Raw genomic sequence first — 16,292 nt, 5'->3', positions numbered from 1 at the left:
AACGCCCACCCTCAGCCGGATGAATCCATCTACAAGGTTGGAGAAGGGCCGATCACGCACAGCACGCCGCGCGTGCATCAAGGCGGGCCTCGCTGCCGCTCGGACTGTGGAAAGCATTTTCTGTCTTTTTGCTGCTGTCCTGTGGATCGTACGTGCCCGCTCCGGCGGCTCAACCGGCCTGCGGCCGGCGGCGCGGACAGGGGTTCGGCTCGGCGCTCCTGCGTCGCTTATTTCCTCACCGAACTCCTGACCGCTTGCCCTAACGGGTTGCCCCGCCTCCGTCGACCACAGCTCCGCAAGCTTTGCCAGCAGGCAAAACAACGGGGGAGAGGGAACCGGATTTGCTGGTCACCGAAGAATTCCCGCCCCACCTGTGAACCAAAGGAGCAAACCATGAGCATTGCAACGCTGAGCCGCACTAACACCACGGACACCGGCGAAACCATCACGGTCCCGGACCTTCCTGTCGATGACAGGACCGGGGACGGATACGACTGGATGGAAACCCTCGAGGGCACCGGCTGGGTCGCCCTGCCGAACTGGGGATCCGAGGGCTGGGATGCCGGAGCATGGCCGCTGATCATCCTGACCGTGGCCCGCACCCGGGACGAAACCGGTGAACTGTTCGGCTACGGAACCTACGTCGAAGGCGACACCGCCGCATCCTGGTTCCGTTCCCAGGCCGCGTGCTTTGAAGCGATCACGGTTGAAGTGTTCTTCCACTGGCAGATGGGCCAGTCCGACGGCCCGGCCAATCTGCCCACCACGACAGCCGAACTTCCCGCTGCCGACCGGAAACCCTACCCCGGCTGGACACGCTAACCAACCCCAGCAGTGGCTGCCCGGCTGGTGACGGCCGGGCAGCTGCGAAGCGTTTGGAGCGGTTGACAACATCATTGAGACTCCTTCGGATCGTACGTGCCCGCTCCGGCCCGTCCAGCCCCTCCTTCGTCGGGGCCTGCAGGACAGGAATTTTCCCTCCGGCGCTCGTTCCTCGCTTATTTCCTCCAAGTAAATTTCCTGCCTTTTGCCCTGACGGGTGGACGGGCCTGCGTCGGGCACAGCTGCGCGATGCTCCGCCAGCAGCCAAAAACAACGGGGGAGAGGGGAAGCTGGCCGGTCACCATTGGTCGCCCCGCCCGCCACGTCCTCTGCAAAAGGGAGCAACACCATGAACGAGCACATCAAATTCACCGGCCCCGCCGACATCCTGGCCTTCATCCCGCACACGCTGGGACAGACCCCCAGGGAGTCTTTCGTCGCGCTGACCATGCAGGGCAAACAGCTGGGCGCCACCCTGCGCGTCGACGCCCCGTTCGGCCTGGACCCGGTCGTCTACGCCCAGACCATCGTCAGCTACCTGACCGCCGACGAAGCCGCTACCGGCAGCCTGCTGGTCATCTACACCGACGAGAACAGCACCGAAGAGGCCCGCCCCTACTCCGGGCACGTGCAGGCGCTGCGCACCGAACTGGCAACGGCGGGGATGCCCTTGCAGGATGCATGGCTGGTGACCTCGGAGTCGTGGCGGAACTACCTGTGCACGGACACCGGCTGCTGCCCGGACCAGCCGCTGGATGCCATCACCACCAGCAACGGCAACGCCGCCCTGATCTACCGGGGCAGCGTTGTCACCGGTTTCCCCGCCCCCGCACCGTTCACCGGAGACGAGGCGGCACGGGCGGCCATCGCAGCGCACAAACCCGACGGCTGGCCCGACGACCTGGAAACCAGCCGCGCCGCGTGGGCCAAGGTGCTGGAGAACCCCAAGCGCCTCACCACCGAGACCGCGCACCAGCTGGCCGGAGCGCTGCAGCACCCCGCCACCCGGGACTACCTGATGGCGGACATCATCACCGACGATGCCGGCCAGTTCACCTCCGTCATGCTCGGTGTCTTCGACACCCGCCCCGACTGGGCCCGTGTGGACACCGCCCAGGAAGTCGCGTTCGAACTCATGAAAGCGACCCCCCGAAGGACAGCGCGCCCCCATGCTGTGCCTGATCGGCTGGCTGGAATGGCTCAAAGGAAAATCCAGCTTCGCCGACCGGTACTTCACGCTCGCACTTCAGGACATGGCCGGCTACCGGCTCGCTGAACTGCTGGCCGAGCTGGTCAACCGCGGCCTGCTGGCCGACTGCGCCCGGGACCCGCGAAAGGCCTATGACCGCCAACTGAACCGCTAACCCGGAGGCCGGACCCCGATCAATGAACTGGTCCCCGAAAGTTGGACCAACTTATTAGAGCCTAAGCCGCAAGGGCTTGAGCACGGTATTGCACCGGGCTCAAGCCCTTGAGCTTTGTTGAGATCCTTTCGATGTTGTACCAGCGGATGTAGTCGTGCAGTGCTGATTCCAGTGCATTTGTTGAGGAATCGGACGTGATTGAAGAGTTCCTCCTTGAGGTGTCCGAAGAAGTTCTCGATGACGGCGTTGTCGTAGCAATTGGCTTTGCGGGACATTGATTGGACCGCGCCGGCGTTCTCTAAGAGTGTGCGCCAGGAGGTGTGCTGGTATTGGAATCCCTGGTCGGAGTGCACGAGCGGTTGCTGTCCGTTCTCCAGGGTGGCCAGTGCGCCGCGCAGTGATGAGTTGGTCAGTTCCAGGTTGGGCGAGGTTCCAATGGCGTAGGAGATGATTTGGCGGTCGAAGAGGTCCATGATCGGTGAGAGGTACAGTTTCCTATCGCCGACGCTGAATTCGGTCACGTCAGTCACCCACTTCTCATTCGGGGCGTCGGTATCAAACTCCCGATTCAGCAGGTTCGGCGCAACAACGCCCTGCTCGCCCTGGTACGAGTTGTAGCGCTTTTTCCGCCGGGCCTTGCAGACCAGCCGCAGTGAACGCATCAGCTTCAGCACGGTCTTTTTCGCGATCGTCCAGCCTTGCTTGACCAGTTCGATGTAGACGCGGCGGTGCCCGTACCTGGCGTGGCTCTTCTCAAAGATACCCGTGACCGCGGCCTTGAGGTCAGCTTGCGGGTCAGGGGCTAGGAGTCGAGCTTGGTGGTAGAAAAACGTCGACCGGGGCAGCCCGGCGACGTCCAGAAGAACTTCCAACCGGTGTTCGGCCTTGAGAGCGATGACAGCGCGGACCTTTAGCGCTGTTCCTCGTCCCTCAAGGCGTGTACTTTTCCCAGGAAGGCCACCTCTGCCCGCAACCGCTCATTTTCGCGGCGCAACCGCTGAAGCTCCGACTCCGGCTGTGCCGGCGGCTTTGAGGGTGAGATTGGTCGGCCCGGTGGTTTCGGGCACAAGCCGTCTTCGCCCTCGTTGCGGTATAGCCGCGCCCACTTCTTGATCAGGTCCGGCGACGACAGCTCAAGCTCTTTCGCCAAGGCGACCTGGTTCTCCCCGGCTTGGAACCGGTGCACCGCATCGAGTTTGAACTCGAACGAGAACTTCCGCTTGGTTCGTTTGGTCACTAGCGCCGTACCTCCGCGAACTCTCCACAGGTTGTAGATGCGGACGACAGCTTTTGAGCGGACCCCTAGCCTCGTCGCCGCTGACTTCGCACCCCAACCACTCTCGAACAACGCTACCGCGGCCTCACGCTGTTCCTCAGACAACGAACTACTTTCCTGCATAAAACTGCTCCCCGGAAGTAAGGACTGATTTCTCAGTCCAACTTTCGGGGAGCAGTTCATCAAAAGGGGTCCGGCCTTCCCCTCGGGGTCTTCCCGGGTGCGGCGGCGGCCTCCCCCGCTTCGCTCCGCCGGCCGCATTGACGCTGCCGCGGGCGCAGCCACCTCCAGCCGGCCCGCAGGAACTGCCGCTACTGTGAAAGGACACTGCCGTCCCACACAGTCAAGGAGCCCGCGTGGCCGATCACTTCCGCATCAGCGAAGACGATACTGTTGCCCCGGATGCAAGCCCCCTTGAAGACATCCTGGAACTGCTCCTGCTGACCGCAGGCCCGGCGACCGGACCGGTGGATTTCCCCGTGGAAGACCACCGGCTCGACGGGCCCTGACCCGGTGCAGCGCTGACGCTGCACCCCACGATTTTCCTTTGCAGAGGGAAACCCGGGGATGGGCCGGCACTCAAGTGCGGGCCCTTCCTCATGCCCACGGGCCCGGAGAAATGTTGCCGCAAGAACACGGCGGCCGCGGCACCGTGGCGAGCCGCCATGAAGGGGATCCGCCTCCAGCCGGGCCTTTGCGTCTTAGGTTTCGTCGGACACGTGGACCAGGTGCCAGCCTTCCCAGCCCGGGTGTTTGCGCACCTCCAAGGTCCGCAATGGCGACGTCGAGGTGGCGCGCACCTGCAGGCGCCAGAATTCGACGTCGACGATGTTGCCCTGCCCCTTCCCGGCAGGCAGGTTGGATTCCCACCAGTTCCACCGGCTGAACCAGTGCAGCGGCTCGGCCGCTACCGGCCAGAGCCGGCCCCGCCAGCGCACCGCCAGCGGCACGCCCTGGGGCGTGAAACGGAGTTCGACCGGCTCATTGAGCGTTCTCTGGCCTGTTTGTTCCTGTACCGCTGTCATTGGCCTGTCCCGTCCTCTCTCCCAAAGCCGTATTCCGTACCTGATCGTTCCGCCGCCGCACCGCGGACGCCCACACCCAGGTCACCCGCCGGACCCCTGCGTCCGTCCAAGTGACCTGCACCGCCCGGGACGTCCAGCCGAACGCCTCGCCGGCGACCAGCTCGGCCGAACCCGGGAACCGGATCCACGCCCACACCGGCACACCCGGCACCACCCGGGTGACCTTGCAATGCTCGAAATCCAGTTCCTCCGGCGTCAGCGACACCGGCTCGGCCCGCCTGGTGTAACGGGCCGCCAGCTTCGCCAGCGCGTCCCGATCCATCCCTTAAAAATAGAACGCATATTCGAATTAAGCGAAGCGTCAGAACGGCAGATGCCCGCGCCTTTGCCGCGCATGGTGAGTTCACGGTGCGCCTTGTATCGTGGGTTCATGGATGCCAGGCTGCCGGCGGGGTTGAGCCTGCCGGTCAAGGTGGCCTTGGCCCGAGCGGTGGAAAGGATGCCGGGCCCCGGCGCGCTGCCCGGCGGAGCCTGGTACGAACCCAAGTGGGACGGCTACCGCGCGGTCATCGGCCGCGACGGGGACGAGGCATCCTTCTGGTCCCGGCAAGGCAAGAACCTCTCTAAGTACTTCCCGGACCTGGTCGCGGCGGCGGGGGAGCAGGTGCCGCCCGGCTGCCTGCTCGATGGGGAAGCGGTGGTCTGGTCGGGGGAGCGGCTGGATTTCTCCGCGCTCCAACAGCGGCTGAGCACCTCGGTGAATCGCTGCCTGGGCTGGTGCGCCGGGTGCCGGCCCACTTCGTGGCCTTCGACCTGCTCGCTGTCGCCGGGCATGACATCCGCAATGAACCGTTCCGGGTCCGGCGGGAACTGCTCGAAGAACTCGCCAAAGGCTGGGATGAAACCCTCGACTTATCCCCAGGCACCACCGACCCGGACACCGCCGCAGCCTGGTTCGAGGAACTGCCCGCCACCGGCATCGAAGGGCTCGTTATCAAGGGCGCCGGCCAACCCTACGAGGGAGGGCAGCGCCAGTGGCAGAAAATCAAGCACCGCGACACGGTTGACGTGATCTGCGCCGCGGTCATCGGTTTGCTTACCCGGCCCGAGGCCGTCGTCGCCGGGCTGCCGATCGACGGGAAACTGCGCATCGTCGGACGCTCCGCGCCGCTGAAAACGGCGGTGCGAAACTGCTGGGATCCCAGCTGCAGGCAGCCGGCCCGGATCATCCCTGGCCACACCGGGTGAAATCGACGGTCATGGACCGGTTCAACGCCGACGCCGGCGAAACCGAGCTGACCCTGGTGGAACCGCTCGTCGTGGAAGTCTCAGCCGACACCGCGATGTCCGGTGCATCCTTCCGGCACGCCGTCCGCTTCCTCCGGGCCCGGCCGGAACTGGATCCGGAATCCATGAGCCCGCACGGGATGCGGGTGGGCCCGGAGATCGAGTAATGGCCCTGGCCAGCCATGAGATTGCGCTGCCCGATGACTACCAGGATCTTTTGAAGGTTCTGAAGGAACGGGTGCGCGGGAGCCGGGCACAGGCGGTGCGGACGGTAAATGCCCAGTTGATCGGGCTGTACCGGTCCATCGGGCGGGACACCAGGATGCCGAAGGCTGGGGCAGCGGCGTCATCGCCCGGCTGGCCGAAGACCTCCGGGCAGACTTCCCGGACATGAAAGGGTTTTCGCGCAGGAACCTGCAGTACATGGCCACCATTGCCAAAGCCTGGCCTGATGCAATTGCGCAGCAGCCTGTTGCACAATTGCCCTCGGGCCATCTCATGGTCCTGGTCGATAAGCTCAGCGTTCGTGAATCCTTGGACTAGCATGCCTCCGCAGCGGTCGAGCACGGATGGTCCCGGAACGTGCTGATGAACATGATCATGAGCCAAACCACGGAACGCCCCGGCTCCGCGCCGTCGAATTTCGCCGAACTGCTCCCCGGGCCCGGTTCGGAGCTGGCACAACAGGCGGCGAAAGACCCGTACAACCTCGAATTCCTCGGCCTGTCCGGTGAAGTCGCTGAACGGGATCTGGAGCAACGGCTGACCGACCGGATCGTGGAGACCCTGCGCGAACTCGGCCCCGGCTTCTCCTTCGTCGGCCGGCAGGTACATCTGGAGGTCGGGGGGACGACTTCTACATCGACCTGCTCTTCTTCCACGTCGAACAGCTGCGCTACTACATCTTCGAGCTCAAAACCGGCCGGTTCCAACCCGAGTACGCCGGGAAACGGAACTTCTACGCCGCCGTGGTCGATGACTGCTCAAGCGCGATTTCCACCACGAAACGGTCGGAATCCTCATTTGCGGCAGCAAGAACGACCACACCGTCCGCTACGCCCTCGGCCGCACCACCTCGCCGATGGCGGTGTCCGCCTACAGATACGGGCAGCTGTCCGCCGAAGACAAGGCCTTGGTGCCCGGGGGAAGACAAGCTCACCGCCGCCCTGGACCAATTGCCCGACACCTAAAAACCGTCCCCGCTGGGACAAGTCCTGGACGCCATGGAACGCGGCGGAGGGGACGAGGGAACAGCCCCGCGGTTCGGGGGAATGCGGGGCTGTTCCCTCTCGCTGGGTGCCTTCGGCGCCGCACCGGCAGCCGGGGGAACGCCGGGGCGCTGCTTGGAGCGGGCACCGAACCCAGTCTTTCAGAAGGCGCCCGGTTAACGAGTCATCCCGGCCCGTGCCAGAAGGAAAAAAGATCAGCGTGGCAACAGGCACCGTAAAGTGGTTCAACGCCGAAAGGGATTGGGCTTCATCAGCCAGGACGACCGCGGCCCGGGGCAGGCTCTGCTCTGGAGTCCTCAGCGGCACAAATGACCGCGGGGAGTGGAGGGTGACCCCATCCCGATCCCATGCCTGCCTGAGTGCTGCCTCGCCCCTCAGCATGGCGGGGACTGCTGCACATCCCGGTCCTGACCGAGGAACTTCAACGGTACACCCGGATAAAATTGGTTCAATCGTTCCACGGATCTGATCAGAGCGATGCAGATGATGCGGCTGCCCTGCGACGACGTGCGCGCCAAATGTAAAGGGCGACAAGGATCAGAAGGACTATTACTGCAGCCGTGGTGACCGGCAGCCAAGAGAGGCCCGATTCGGGTTGCGCCGTAAAATGTTCTCCCGCCTCAGGAAATACCAGTTCCGCTGATGCGTTTTCTTCAACAGATCCGCTTTGGAGGTGAAGATGAGCCTCCCACGGACCGTTCGGCAGTTCCTTCGCCAAGGGGAATATGACCTCTCCCGTGTTTCCCGGAGTGATAGTTGTTGCCCGTTCCAGAGCCAAAGGTCCCGCGGACAGACCGCCTGGCCCTCCTTCGAGTTTCAATTCACCGATGATGTCCACTGCACGCCCACCGGTATTGGTGACCTCAGCCTTTACTTGGGGCCTTCCGGAGGCGTCCCTGGTAGCGGTCAAGGTTCCGATGTCGAAGTCGGCAGGTTTGCCGTTGCCTGCGCCGACTGAAAGGTAGATACGGATTCCGACCCGGCTGGCCTGTATGACGTTTGTGTCTTCGGCCTTCTCTCCCCTCACTTCAGCCCATACTGCGCCATACAGTTCGGCTTGCGGGGCATCGGTGGGAACATCGATGGTTACCATAACCATTTTTGACTCGCCGGCAGAGAGTTCCACCTGGTTGCTTTCCAGGGATATCCAGCCCGTCAACTCGTTGTGCGATGGATCTTCTTCGCCTGTGAAGCTCCCTTTCTCGATTCGGGCTGCACCTGGGTAGATACGGACCGATTGGTCGGTGTCCGAGTGGTTTTGTACTTCGATCCGACGTTCGATGGTGCTGCCGGGTTCGAGGTGATCAACGATGTAGGAGCGGGCGCGTGGGTCATCCAAGGCGCTGGTGGGAATATCGACCAATCGCAAGCCGATTCCGGCTGGTTCGGGGTTGCCGCCGGTCGTGGCATCTGCCGAGGCGGAAGCGGGAAATGCCAGTGCTGAGGCAAGCCAGAGCACGAACGCGATTACGAGGGGGAAACGTTTCATCCGAGCCATTTCGTTGGAGCTGGCAGCAGTCATGTGCCAAGAGTACTGAGGAGTTCTTTTCGTTGGGAGGGTGCGGCGCTTGTCCGGCGCCGCACCCTCCCAATCACTTGCGTGTTGAAGAGTCTCTTATTTACAGGACCGAGTGAGTGACGACGGCGGTGTAGGTGTCCGCAAGTGCGTCCGCGGGGACAGTGAGGGCGAGGGCGGCGTCCCAGACTGCAGTGTTGTTGCCGTTCACGGCGGTGGTGGTCTGGACGTTCCTGGCCTGGGACAGATCTGACTGTGTAGCGGATGCGGTAACGGTAGCGGTTCCGTTCACTGTTGCATTGGCAGCGGAGTAGCTTACATTCGCGGCGGAGATGATGTTTTCCGGAGTGCCGCCAATGAAATTGGTGGAGGCTACAGAGGCTACCCAACCGGTGGTGCCGGCGCGTTCGTCAGTGACCTGGATGCCGGCCAGGTTGACGGTAGCCGTGGCCCCCGGCTTGATGGCACCGAAGATGGAGGAATCAGGAGCGGCACTGACGGAGATGGTTCCGGACGGAACTTCAGCGGTTGCGGTGGTGGTGTCCGTTGCCGAGGCCGGCAAGGCCATTGAACCGATCAGTGCTGCGGATCCGGCGACGACGAACGAGAGGCGGGTTGCTAAACGCACAAGAGTACTTTCTTTAGAAATGATGGGATGTGCCGGGGCGCTTTGGCCGGTACCGGCTCTTCGAAGCTATCGCCCGGATTGGCGTAAATAATCGTTCCTGCAGCGATCCTGTGGGAAGCCTTTCGAAGTACTTTCCATGCTGCCCAAAACCTGTGTTAATTCGGCAATCAGGAATCCGAGACCCGCCTGCAACCCGACCACTGGCGAGGCCTGGCAGAGATTGATGCGTCCTACCCGCCTCTCCTGGCCCCACCGAGCGTCCACAAGACCTCCAATCATGAGCCCAAGATCGCGGCCGACACTAAAGCGCTCCTCTAACGAGCGCAAGACTGTGGGTGTTGCCACCTAGAGTCTTACGCTGCGGTGCCACGGTGGCACCGTGCAGGGTCTGGAAGACCCCAAGGCAAAGTGTCTTCTGCAGCTTTCACTATGACGGAGACGTCCACCGGGTGCAGTTGGAACCTTTGATTGAAGGCAGCGACCTCGTTCTGACGTCTCAAATAAGGACCGTTTGTCAGGACGGGTCGGCGGTTGGTCAATGCGTTGCAAAACTAAGGACATTTATAGTTGCAAGACACAGGATTTTCCCTGGCTGGGGAGTGGTTTATAGGTGTCGCGGCGGAGGGCCGGCATGCGGGCGCGAGATCCAATGGCGCTGAGCGTCGAGCAGGAGTGCGGTGCGGTAGGTTGATCGCATGAGCGAGGAGATCCTGGGCAGAACCATCATGTTCGTTGTCATGGTGGGCTCAGGTATCCTGCTTCTCCGGATGGCGCACGGCGCAGCTAGTGGCCGCCTTGCGCGAAATCCAAACGCGGGCATCCGCACTCCAGCCACGATGGTGAACGATCGGGCGTGGCTCACTGCACACCAAGCGGCGAAGCGACCGACGCAGATTGCCGGTTGGTGTGCGATCGCCAGCGCGATGCCCTCTGTGCTTCCCGCCCCCTTGCCCTTCGCGATCGCCTCGATCCTTCTCGGAGCCGCCGCACTTCTTGTGTTCGTACTCTACGGCGCGGCCGTGGGGAGTCGTGCGGCACGTAGCCTTCCCTCCGAAGACTGACCCGCTACACCCGGTAATCGATCCCTCAACGGGCGGTCAGGGGTGACAAATAGCGCTGCGAGAAAGCGGCCATTTAGCGCTGCGATTCACAGGCTGGCTTTGATCCGAATTCCATAGACTCGTCCTGTCTTATCAATTCGTCTCACGCAGGTGATTCTCGATTGGAACGAACCGGGCCTTTAGCGGGACAGGTTGGATCAGATTATGGCTGCTCCAGCAATCTCCTGAAGGGCTCGCACGTGCGCGTCGAATGCGCGCCTGCCGGCCGGGGAGAGTGACAGCCACATTACCCGACGGGCATCGCCACGGTCCGGGGATGCCGCCTTGTCGGAGACGACGTAGCCGGAGGCGACCAACGTCTTCACATGCTTGGAGAGTGTGGCGTCCGAAACATTTAGTGCCGTCCGGAGAACCGCAAAATCGAGCCGCTCGACGGGGCGGAGAAGTCCGCCGATGCGTAGACGCAGCGGCGCGTGGATGACCTCGTCGAAGCGCGCCTCATCCACGGCGGAGCTTCTCAACTGCAGAACGGTAGGCCACTCCGGCCAGCCACGTCGTTAGGGCGAACGCCACGACGCTGGTGAGAGCGACGGCCCAGGGCAGACCGAGAGAAACCAGGCCGAGAGAAACACTGTAGAGCGCGAGGCAGGTGACGACGATCCCGGCCATGGCCAATCCTGCGCGGGATCCCATGGCCCGGAACCGGATGCCGGTTTCTCGCTGGATCAGATGGACGACCACAAAAACTATGGCCAGGGCCAGCCAACCCATCGTCGGTGGTTCGTAAATCTCGCCGGGCGACGTCGCTGCAGCCGCGCCGACCCACCACGCGGCCACCCCTCCGAAACCTGCGAGGAGCGCCCGGGGAACCCGGATGCTCGCCGCCAGCCGGTCTCGGTCTGCCGACAGCTCGTTCAATGCGCTTCTGGCCTCGTCACGTGACGGCCCCCCAAAATGACTTTCCATGACGGAAAGACTATTAGTTTCTTTCCGATGCGGCAAGTGATTCGATTGGATCGTTCATTCCCACCCATGATCAGGCAAGGGCTGGCACTCTCGCCCCTGCCTTCCATGGCGCCGCGGCTACCTGTGGCATGTGGGGACCCTGGGGAACGGCCCGCGAGACGTACCCCAGAATCTACGGCGTTCGCTTCACAACGCGGTACACGGTACTGCGGGCGACCTTGAAGAGCTCGGCGATCTCGGCGGTCGTGTGTTGTCCTCCCTTATATAGGGAGACAAGGTGCGCTTCCTGGCTCTTGGAGAGTTTGGGCTGCTTGCCGCGGAGCCGTCCCTTGGCCTTGGCGACCTGCATGCCTTCGCGGGTGCGGGCGCGGATGAGGTCGGATTCGAATTCGGCGACCATGGCCAGGACGTTGAAGAGCAGTCGGCCGACCGGGTCGGTCGGGTCGTGCACCGATCCACCGATGCTCAGCTTCACTTTCTTCTTCGTGAGTTCTTCGACGATGTCGCGGGCGTCGGGCAGGGAGCGGGCGAGCCGGTCGAGTTTGGTGATGACCAGGGTGTCGCCGGATCGGACGGCGGCGAGGGCTTCGCGGAGGCCGGGCCGGTCTCGGTTGGTGCCGGTAAGCCCGTGGTCGGTATAGATCCTGTCTTCGGGCACACCCAATGCGGCCAGCCCGTTTCTTTGGGCGGTGAGGTCCTGCTCGTTGGTCGAGACGCGGGCGTAGCCGATGATGTGCGCGGACATGCTCCAACTGTAGCGTTTAGGCTACCTTCACCGGGCTTTTTTGCGGGCGGGGTATACGCGAATCGAAGAAGTTAGTACTTGTATGGAATTTTGCGCCGCGGGGGAGTGGTCCTCAAGTGTCGCGGTGAGGGCCCGTTTGTGAGACAGTTCCTCAAGCCATAGCTTCGTGCAACTGCCTGGGTGGCAAAGTAGGCGGCATCGAGCAATGCGTGGGGAGGGACTGTAGGATCCCCTGATTCCAGGACGCCCTAGAAAGGTTATCTGTTCGCCGTCAGCCGGGGGTGGAGCGGCGATTTGTTTGATCAGATTGAGCTGAGGAAAGAAGCAAGTTTTGTCGTGAAAATATCGTTGTCGTCACCGGCCACCATATGACCTGCAGAACTTATTTCCACGATTACCGCGTCGGGAATCAAGTCAGCCATCTCCTTGATGCCCTCTGGACTGACGATGTCTGATTCCCCACCGTGCACGACCATCGTGGGTACGGTGATCCGGCTCGCGGCTGAGCGTGCGCGCTCGTAGCCAACCTCTCGCGTTGGCTCGTCGCCGCCCTGCAGGAGGGCCGGGTCCCAGTGCCAATACCAGCGGCCGTCCTCTCTTAACCGGACATTCCTGCGGAGGCCGTCGAGGTTCGAAGGGCGATCGGGATGAGTACTGTACGCAGCGACCGCATCCGCCACTTGATCAAGGGAAGCGAAGCCGTTGGGTGCCTGACCCATGAAAGCCCGTATACGCTCGACGCCTGCAGGCTCCAACCGGGCCACGATGTCTACAAGCACGAGACCGCGGGCGATACCGCCAATCTCGCCCTCCGCAATCAGAGCGGTCATTCCGCCCATAGATGCGCCGACGAGTACAGGTTTGTCGCCGATCGTGTCCTGAACGGCAACAAGATCGGCGACAAGAGCGGTTAAGGAGTAGTCCCCCGTCGGGGACCAGTCACTGTCACCATGACCACGTGCATCAAGCGCATATGCGCTCCACCCCTCACTTGCAAGACGAGATCCTGTACGGCGCCAGGAATGACGGGTCTGACCTCCTCCATGCAGCAGGAGGACGTTTCCCTTTGTTACCCCCTGCCCAAGCCAGCGATCCCCTACAAGCCGAAGCCCGTCGGAATGGAAAGTAACCGCTTCCCGGTTCACACGCCCGAGAGGTTGGTACGACGCGGGTGATAAAAGGCGTTCCATTCGGTTCAAATTGTCCCTTCGAGTTACCTGCCGCAGTCGGGTGGACGTAAAACCATGTCTGCCTGACCAGAACGGCATCCCGCCGGCTCAGTATGCCATGTAGGGGTGGGCTTGACGAAGTGCCCGTCCTCCTCAGCGCCGGATTCCATATCCTGTGGAGGAGGCAAAGGGCGGGGGCCCGGATCCCGTCGCTCCTCTGGCAGGATCGGTTCCCAAGGCCGCGACGCAGCTGTTGGCATCCACGGGCACAATCGAGGGATGGAAGACCTGACCGCCCGACCGCTACAAACTACGAGCGGGCGGAATCTCTGGGCAGCCGGGCGGCCAGCTTCCACGCGGCGGGCATGGCGGCGGCCGCGATCAGGGACTTCACGATGCCGCCGATGATGAATGGGTACAGGCCCCACTCGAGCGTCTGCTGCAGATCGGCGCCCAGCGAGATGGACAGCCAGGCCATGCCGAAGACGAAGGTGATCACGGTGCCGGCGAGGAAGGAGACCGTGGCGCCCAGGAACTTTTTGTCCCAGTTGCGCTTGGCCAGCCAGCCGGTGAGGCCTGCGGCCGCAACGAAGCCCACCAGGTAGCCGCCGGTCGGGCCGACGGCAGCGGCCAGGCCGGAGGAGGCCTCGGAGAACACCGGCAGGCCGACTACACCGGCCACCCAGTACAGGGCCATCGCCAGCATCCCGCGCACCGGGCCCAGGGTGCTGCCGACCAGCAGCACGGCCAGGGTCTGGCCGGTGATCGGGACAGGCCACAGCGGCACGGCCAGCTGCGCCATCACAGCGGTCAGGCCGGCGCCGCCGATAACCAGCGCGGTGTTGGCCAGGGCGGTGCTGGGGACGAGGGCATCGGCCAGAACACCCTGGCGTGCGACGACGGCTGTACTCATGTTTGCTCCTTCTTATTGCCGGCAGGCATAGTCGCCGGGCAGTTCTTACTAGTTAATATCTTGATTTCCCCGAAGTCCTGTATATGAAGGGGGCCGATTGCTCATCGGTCCAAGCTTCGTATGAACTCCTCTTTTCGAAGAGTTTTCTTTCGGCCCCTGGGGGGTGCACCCAAATAATGGACCCGTCATTTGTCACCGCATCCACAGGGCCTGAACAAACTGTCCTACCGTCCAGACGCACCTCTATTGATACGCCCGTTAGCGCGGTCCAGTCCTCGACTCGTCTATGCTTCATGGCAGTCAGTTGTGAGATCTTGTCCATGAGGAACTGCTTTCCAAGTTTGTGCCCTCCACTTATTTCGCATCCACTTTGGGTGGCATTGAGTGGTGCCTACTTTCACTGCTGTTTGCACGGTGAACAAGATGGCAAGGGGTGGCGGTGGGGCCGTCATCGTGGCGTTAAGATTGACGATCCGAGTGATCGTCCGGTGCCCCACCGCAGTTAGTGGGCAGTATGAGCGAGGATCTCCATCGGCGGGCGGTCGCCATCGACCAGCTCTCCATCGATGAGCAGCTTCGGTGCCAGCGGCGCGTCGGTGAAATTCACCATCATGTCTATTCCGTTGGGTCACCGCGGGGCCATGCGAATGGCGCCATCGAGACGGATGGTCTCACCGTTCAGCATGGCGTTCTCGATAATGTGCATGACGAGGGCGGCGTACTCATCGGGGCGACCCAGCCGGGACGGATGGGGTACCTGCTCGCCGAGCCTTGCGCGATACTCCTCCGTCAGATCGTTCATGAGCATCGGCGTCTCGAAGATTCCGGGCGCGATGGTCGCCACACGGATTTTGGAACGCGCGAATTCGCGCGCGAGGGGAAGAGTCAGGCCGGCCACGCCTGCCTTTGAGGCCGCATACGCCGCCTGGCCGATCTGGCCGTCGAATGCCGCGACAGATGCCGTGTTTATGATGACGCCACGCTCTTCGCCGATCGGATCGGCCTGAAGCATAGCCGGCACGGTGAGCCGGATCGCGTTGAAGGTGCCAATGAGATTGATGCGCACGACGCGTGTGAAGTCGTCCAAGGGGGCGGGGACGCCCTTGCGCAAAACCAACCCCGGGGTGCCGACCCCCGCGCAGTTCACGAGGATGCGCACGGGGCCGCGCTCGGCAGCGCGCTTCACGGCTTGGCTCACCGATCCCTCGTCTGTGACGTCGCCCTGAACGAAGTCGACGCGCGTGCCGAGCTCGTCGACGACGCTATGACCCGCTTCCTCCGACATATCTAGAATCGTGACGTGAGCTCCTGCTTGATGAAGTTGGCGCGTTGCGTTCAACCCGAGGCCAGATGCGCCCCCGGTCACGATCGCACTAGATCCTGCAATGTCCATCATCCGAGCCCCTCTGCTGCCCTACGCTGCTAAGTAAATACAGTCACGACTGACTGTATACGTTCAAACGGTAGCCCCAGAGTCCGGGGTGGTCAAGGGGTCGGAAAGGAGGGCGTGCCGCTCGGTGTGATGCCGAGGAGGGCGCGCGCTACATGCTTCCACTCCTCGACGGCGGGTTCCGTAACCGGTGGTGCGCCCGTCAACGCGTAGGTCAGGGCTGTCCCGCGCATGCTCGTCAGTAGCAGATTGGCCAGCGCCTGGTAGTTCGGAAGCGCGGACAGCTGCGGGCCGAAGAATGAGCGGACAGTGTCCTGGATTACCTGTCCGAGTGCGCGTTCGCGGGGGAGCAGGACGGCGAGCAGCTGCTCATCGTGGCGAGCGGCGATCCACAGTTCGGTGGAGGCCCAGAAGTAACTCTGCTGGTGGGTCTCCCACATCGCCTCGATTGCGGCGTCAAGGCGGTCGGCGGGCTTATCGGGCCAGGTCGATCGTTGTTGCAGGAGGCCCATGCGCGTGGTGGCGAGCCGTTGAACCGCAGCGACGAGCAGCTCGTTCCGGGAGGGGAAGTGGTGGAGGAGCCTCCCGCGGCTCACCCCTGCCGCCTCCTGGATGCGGGTGGTTGTCGCCCCTGCATACCCATCGGTGGTAAGGACGGTGATCGCCGCATTGAGGATCTGCGTCTTGGTCTGCACGCTTCGTTCCTGGACGGCGCGGTGGCGCGGCGGGGGCTGGTCCGGGTCTGCCATTGAAGTGCCTCCTTCTGGCCAGTGTCGAGTGAGCATTGTGGCGATCGGCCTGCGGAGCAGGGGTCGTTGCGCTGTATGCCAGATTCTCATACCCTAGTAGAACAGTCAGGTATGACTGTTTAATCAACGGCATGACCTCACCGAAGGAGCTG

Annotated in this window: 20 protein-coding genes and 4 pseudogenes; 11 read left to right on the top strand and 13 right to left on the bottom strand. The window is 62.9% G+C overall.

What is annotated here, in order from left to right; genetic code table 11:
- Nucleotides 1–393: 393 nt before the first annotated feature.
- The 3 genes and pseudogenes from AC5RWT_RS05330 to AC5RWT_RS05320 all read left to right on the top strand — a co-directional run.
- Nucleotides 394–822 (top strand): hypothetical protein, encoded by a 429-nt coding sequence (locus AC5RWT_RS05330; RefSeq protein ID WP_494043984.1) that lies wholly within the window; start codon nt 394–396, stop codon nt 820–822.
- 349 nt (nt 823–1,171) lie between these two features.
- Nucleotides 1,172–1,837 (top strand): annotated as a pseudogene (locus AC5RWT_RS05325) (DUF4192 domain-containing protein); the annotation flags it as partial.
- Between the two features lie 154 nt (nt 1,838–1,991).
- A pseudogene (locus AC5RWT_RS05320) lies at nt 1,992–2,069 on the top strand (hypothetical protein); the annotation flags it as partial.
- A gap of 113 nt (nt 2,070–2,182) precedes the next feature.
- Here the strand turns inward: AC5RWT_RS05320 and AC5RWT_RS05315 are convergent.
- On the bottom strand, nt 2,183–3,058 hold the full coding sequence (locus tag AC5RWT_RS05315; protein WP_494079452.1) for an IS3 family transposase: 876 nt from the start codon (nt 3,056–3,058) through the stop codon (nt 2,183–2,185).
- A gap of 38 nt (nt 3,059–3,096) precedes the next feature.
- Complete coding sequence (locus AC5RWT_RS05310; protein WP_494079451.1) at nt 3,097–3,567, bottom strand: helix-turn-helix domain-containing protein; 471 nt, start codon at nt 3,565–3,567, stop codon at nt 3,097–3,099.
- Between the two features lie 251 nt (nt 3,568–3,818).
- Here AC5RWT_RS05310 and AC5RWT_RS05305 point away from each other — a divergent pair, with 251 nt between their 5' ends.
- Entirely contained in the window at nt 3,819–3,971 is a 153-nt protein-coding gene (locus tag AC5RWT_RS05305) for a hypothetical protein (protein ID WP_494079450.1), read from the top strand.
- 192 nt (nt 3,972–4,163) lie between these two features.
- Here the strand turns inward: AC5RWT_RS05305 and AC5RWT_RS05300 are convergent, their stop codons facing one another.
- Nucleotides 4,164–4,487 (bottom strand): hypothetical protein, encoded by a 324-nt coding sequence (locus AC5RWT_RS05300; RefSeq protein WP_494079449.1) that lies wholly within the window; start codon nt 4,485–4,487, stop codon nt 4,164–4,166.
- Nucleotides 4,444–4,809, bottom strand: coding sequence for a hypothetical protein (locus AC5RWT_RS05295; protein WP_494079448.1), 366 nt, complete (start codon nt 4,807–4,809; stop codon nt 4,444–4,446). The genes AC5RWT_RS05300 and AC5RWT_RS05295 overlap by 44 nt, the downstream gene beginning before the upstream one ends.
- On the opposite strand from AC5RWT_RS05295, the pseudogene AC5RWT_RS05290 reads away from it, so the two are divergent.
- The 6 genes and pseudogenes from AC5RWT_RS05290 to AC5RWT_RS05265 all read left to right on the top strand — a co-directional run.
- A pseudogene (locus tag AC5RWT_RS05290) lies at nt 4,717–5,187 on the top strand (ATP-dependent DNA ligase); the annotation flags it as partial. The gene AC5RWT_RS05295 and the pseudogene AC5RWT_RS05290 overlap by 93 nt on opposite strands.
- A gap of 86 nt (nt 5,188–5,273) precedes the next feature.
- On the top strand, nt 5,274–5,735 hold the full coding sequence (locus AC5RWT_RS05285; protein WP_494079447.1) for an ATP-dependent DNA ligase: 462 nt from the start codon (nt 5,274–5,276) through the stop codon (nt 5,733–5,735).
- 11 nt (nt 5,736–5,746) lie between these two features.
- Complete coding sequence (locus AC5RWT_RS05280) at nt 5,747–5,941, top strand: hypothetical protein (RefSeq protein WP_494079446.1); 195 nt, start codon at nt 5,747–5,749, stop codon at nt 5,939–5,941.
- A complete protein-coding gene (locus AC5RWT_RS05275) occupies nt 5,941–6,168 on the top strand; it encodes a hypothetical protein (protein WP_494079445.1) in 228 nt (75 codons plus the stop codon). The genes AC5RWT_RS05280 and AC5RWT_RS05275 overlap by 1 nt, the downstream gene beginning before the upstream one ends.
- Nucleotides 6,123–6,317 (top strand): DUF1016 N-terminal domain-containing protein, encoded by a 195-nt coding sequence (locus AC5RWT_RS05270; RefSeq protein WP_494079459.1) that lies wholly within the window; start codon nt 6,123–6,125, stop codon nt 6,315–6,317. The genes AC5RWT_RS05275 and AC5RWT_RS05270 overlap by 46 nt, the downstream gene beginning before the upstream one ends.
- A 45-nt stretch (nt 6,318–6,362) precedes the next feature.
- Nucleotides 6,363–6,964 (top strand): annotated as a pseudogene (locus AC5RWT_RS05265) (PDDEXK nuclease domain-containing protein).
- A 508-nt stretch (nt 6,965–7,472) separates the two neighbouring features.
- On the opposite strand, the gene AC5RWT_RS05260 reads toward AC5RWT_RS05265, so the two are convergent.
- On the bottom strand, nt 7,473–8,525 hold the full coding sequence (locus AC5RWT_RS05260) for a hypothetical protein (RefSeq protein WP_494079444.1): 1,053 nt from the start codon (nt 8,523–8,525) through the stop codon (nt 7,473–7,475).
- 97 nt (nt 8,526–8,622) lie between these two features.
- Nucleotides 8,623–9,147, bottom strand: a complete 525-nt coding sequence (locus AC5RWT_RS05255; RefSeq protein WP_494079443.1) for a WxL domain-containing protein — start codon at nt 9,145–9,147, stop codon at nt 8,623–8,625.
- Nucleotides 9,148–9,842: 695 nt separating this feature from the next.
- Between AC5RWT_RS05255 and AC5RWT_RS05250 the strand changes: the two genes are divergently transcribed.
- Nucleotides 9,843–10,208, top strand: a complete 366-nt coding sequence (locus AC5RWT_RS05250; RefSeq protein WP_494079442.1) for an SdpI family protein — start codon at nt 9,843–9,845, stop codon at nt 10,206–10,208.
- 197 nt (nt 10,209–10,405) lie between these two features.
- On the opposite strand, the gene AC5RWT_RS05245 is transcribed toward AC5RWT_RS05250, so the two are convergent.
- The 7 genes from AC5RWT_RS05245 to AC5RWT_RS05215 form a co-directional block, all read right to left on the bottom strand.
- Entirely contained in the window at nt 10,406–10,714 is a 309-nt protein-coding gene (locus tag AC5RWT_RS05245) for a transcriptional regulator (RefSeq protein ID WP_494079441.1), read from the bottom strand.
- A complete protein-coding gene (locus AC5RWT_RS05240) occupies nt 10,707–11,126 on the bottom strand; it encodes a hypothetical protein (protein WP_494079440.1) in 420 nt (139 codons plus the stop codon). The genes AC5RWT_RS05245 and AC5RWT_RS05240 overlap by 8 nt, the downstream gene beginning before the upstream one ends.
- A 220-nt stretch (nt 11,127–11,346) precedes the next feature.
- On the bottom strand, nt 11,347–11,919 hold the full coding sequence (locus AC5RWT_RS05235) for a recombinase family protein (RefSeq protein WP_494079439.1): 573 nt from the start codon (nt 11,917–11,919) through the stop codon (nt 11,347–11,349).
- Between the two features lie 302 nt (nt 11,920–12,221).
- Nucleotides 12,222–13,109, bottom strand: coding sequence for an alpha/beta fold hydrolase (locus tag AC5RWT_RS05230; protein ID WP_494079438.1), 888 nt, complete (start codon nt 13,107–13,109; stop codon nt 12,222–12,224).
- A 289-nt stretch (nt 13,110–13,398) separates the two neighbouring features.
- Nucleotides 13,399–14,001, bottom strand: a complete 603-nt coding sequence (locus AC5RWT_RS05225; protein ID WP_494079437.1) for a biotin transporter BioY — start codon at nt 13,999–14,001, stop codon at nt 13,399–13,401.
- A 628-nt stretch (nt 14,002–14,629) separates the two neighbouring features.
- Nucleotides 14,630–15,394 carry an SDR family NAD(P)-dependent oxidoreductase gene (locus tag AC5RWT_RS05220; RefSeq protein WP_494079458.1) on the bottom strand — a complete coding sequence of 255 codons (765 nt, stop codon included), beginning with the start codon at nt 15,392–15,394 and terminating at the stop codon, nt 14,630–14,632.
- A gap of 92 nt (nt 15,395–15,486) precedes the next feature.
- On the bottom strand, nt 15,487–16,140 hold the full coding sequence (locus AC5RWT_RS05215) for a TetR/AcrR family transcriptional regulator (protein WP_494079436.1): 654 nt from the start codon (nt 16,138–16,140) through the stop codon (nt 15,487–15,489).
- Nucleotides 16,141–16,292: the final 152 nt, after the last annotated feature.

This window comes from Arthrobacter sp. Dra40 (assembly GCF_059091905.1).
The sequence above is the reverse complement of the archived record's forward strand: the minus strand, read 5'-3'. Positions and strand labels throughout refer to the sequence as shown.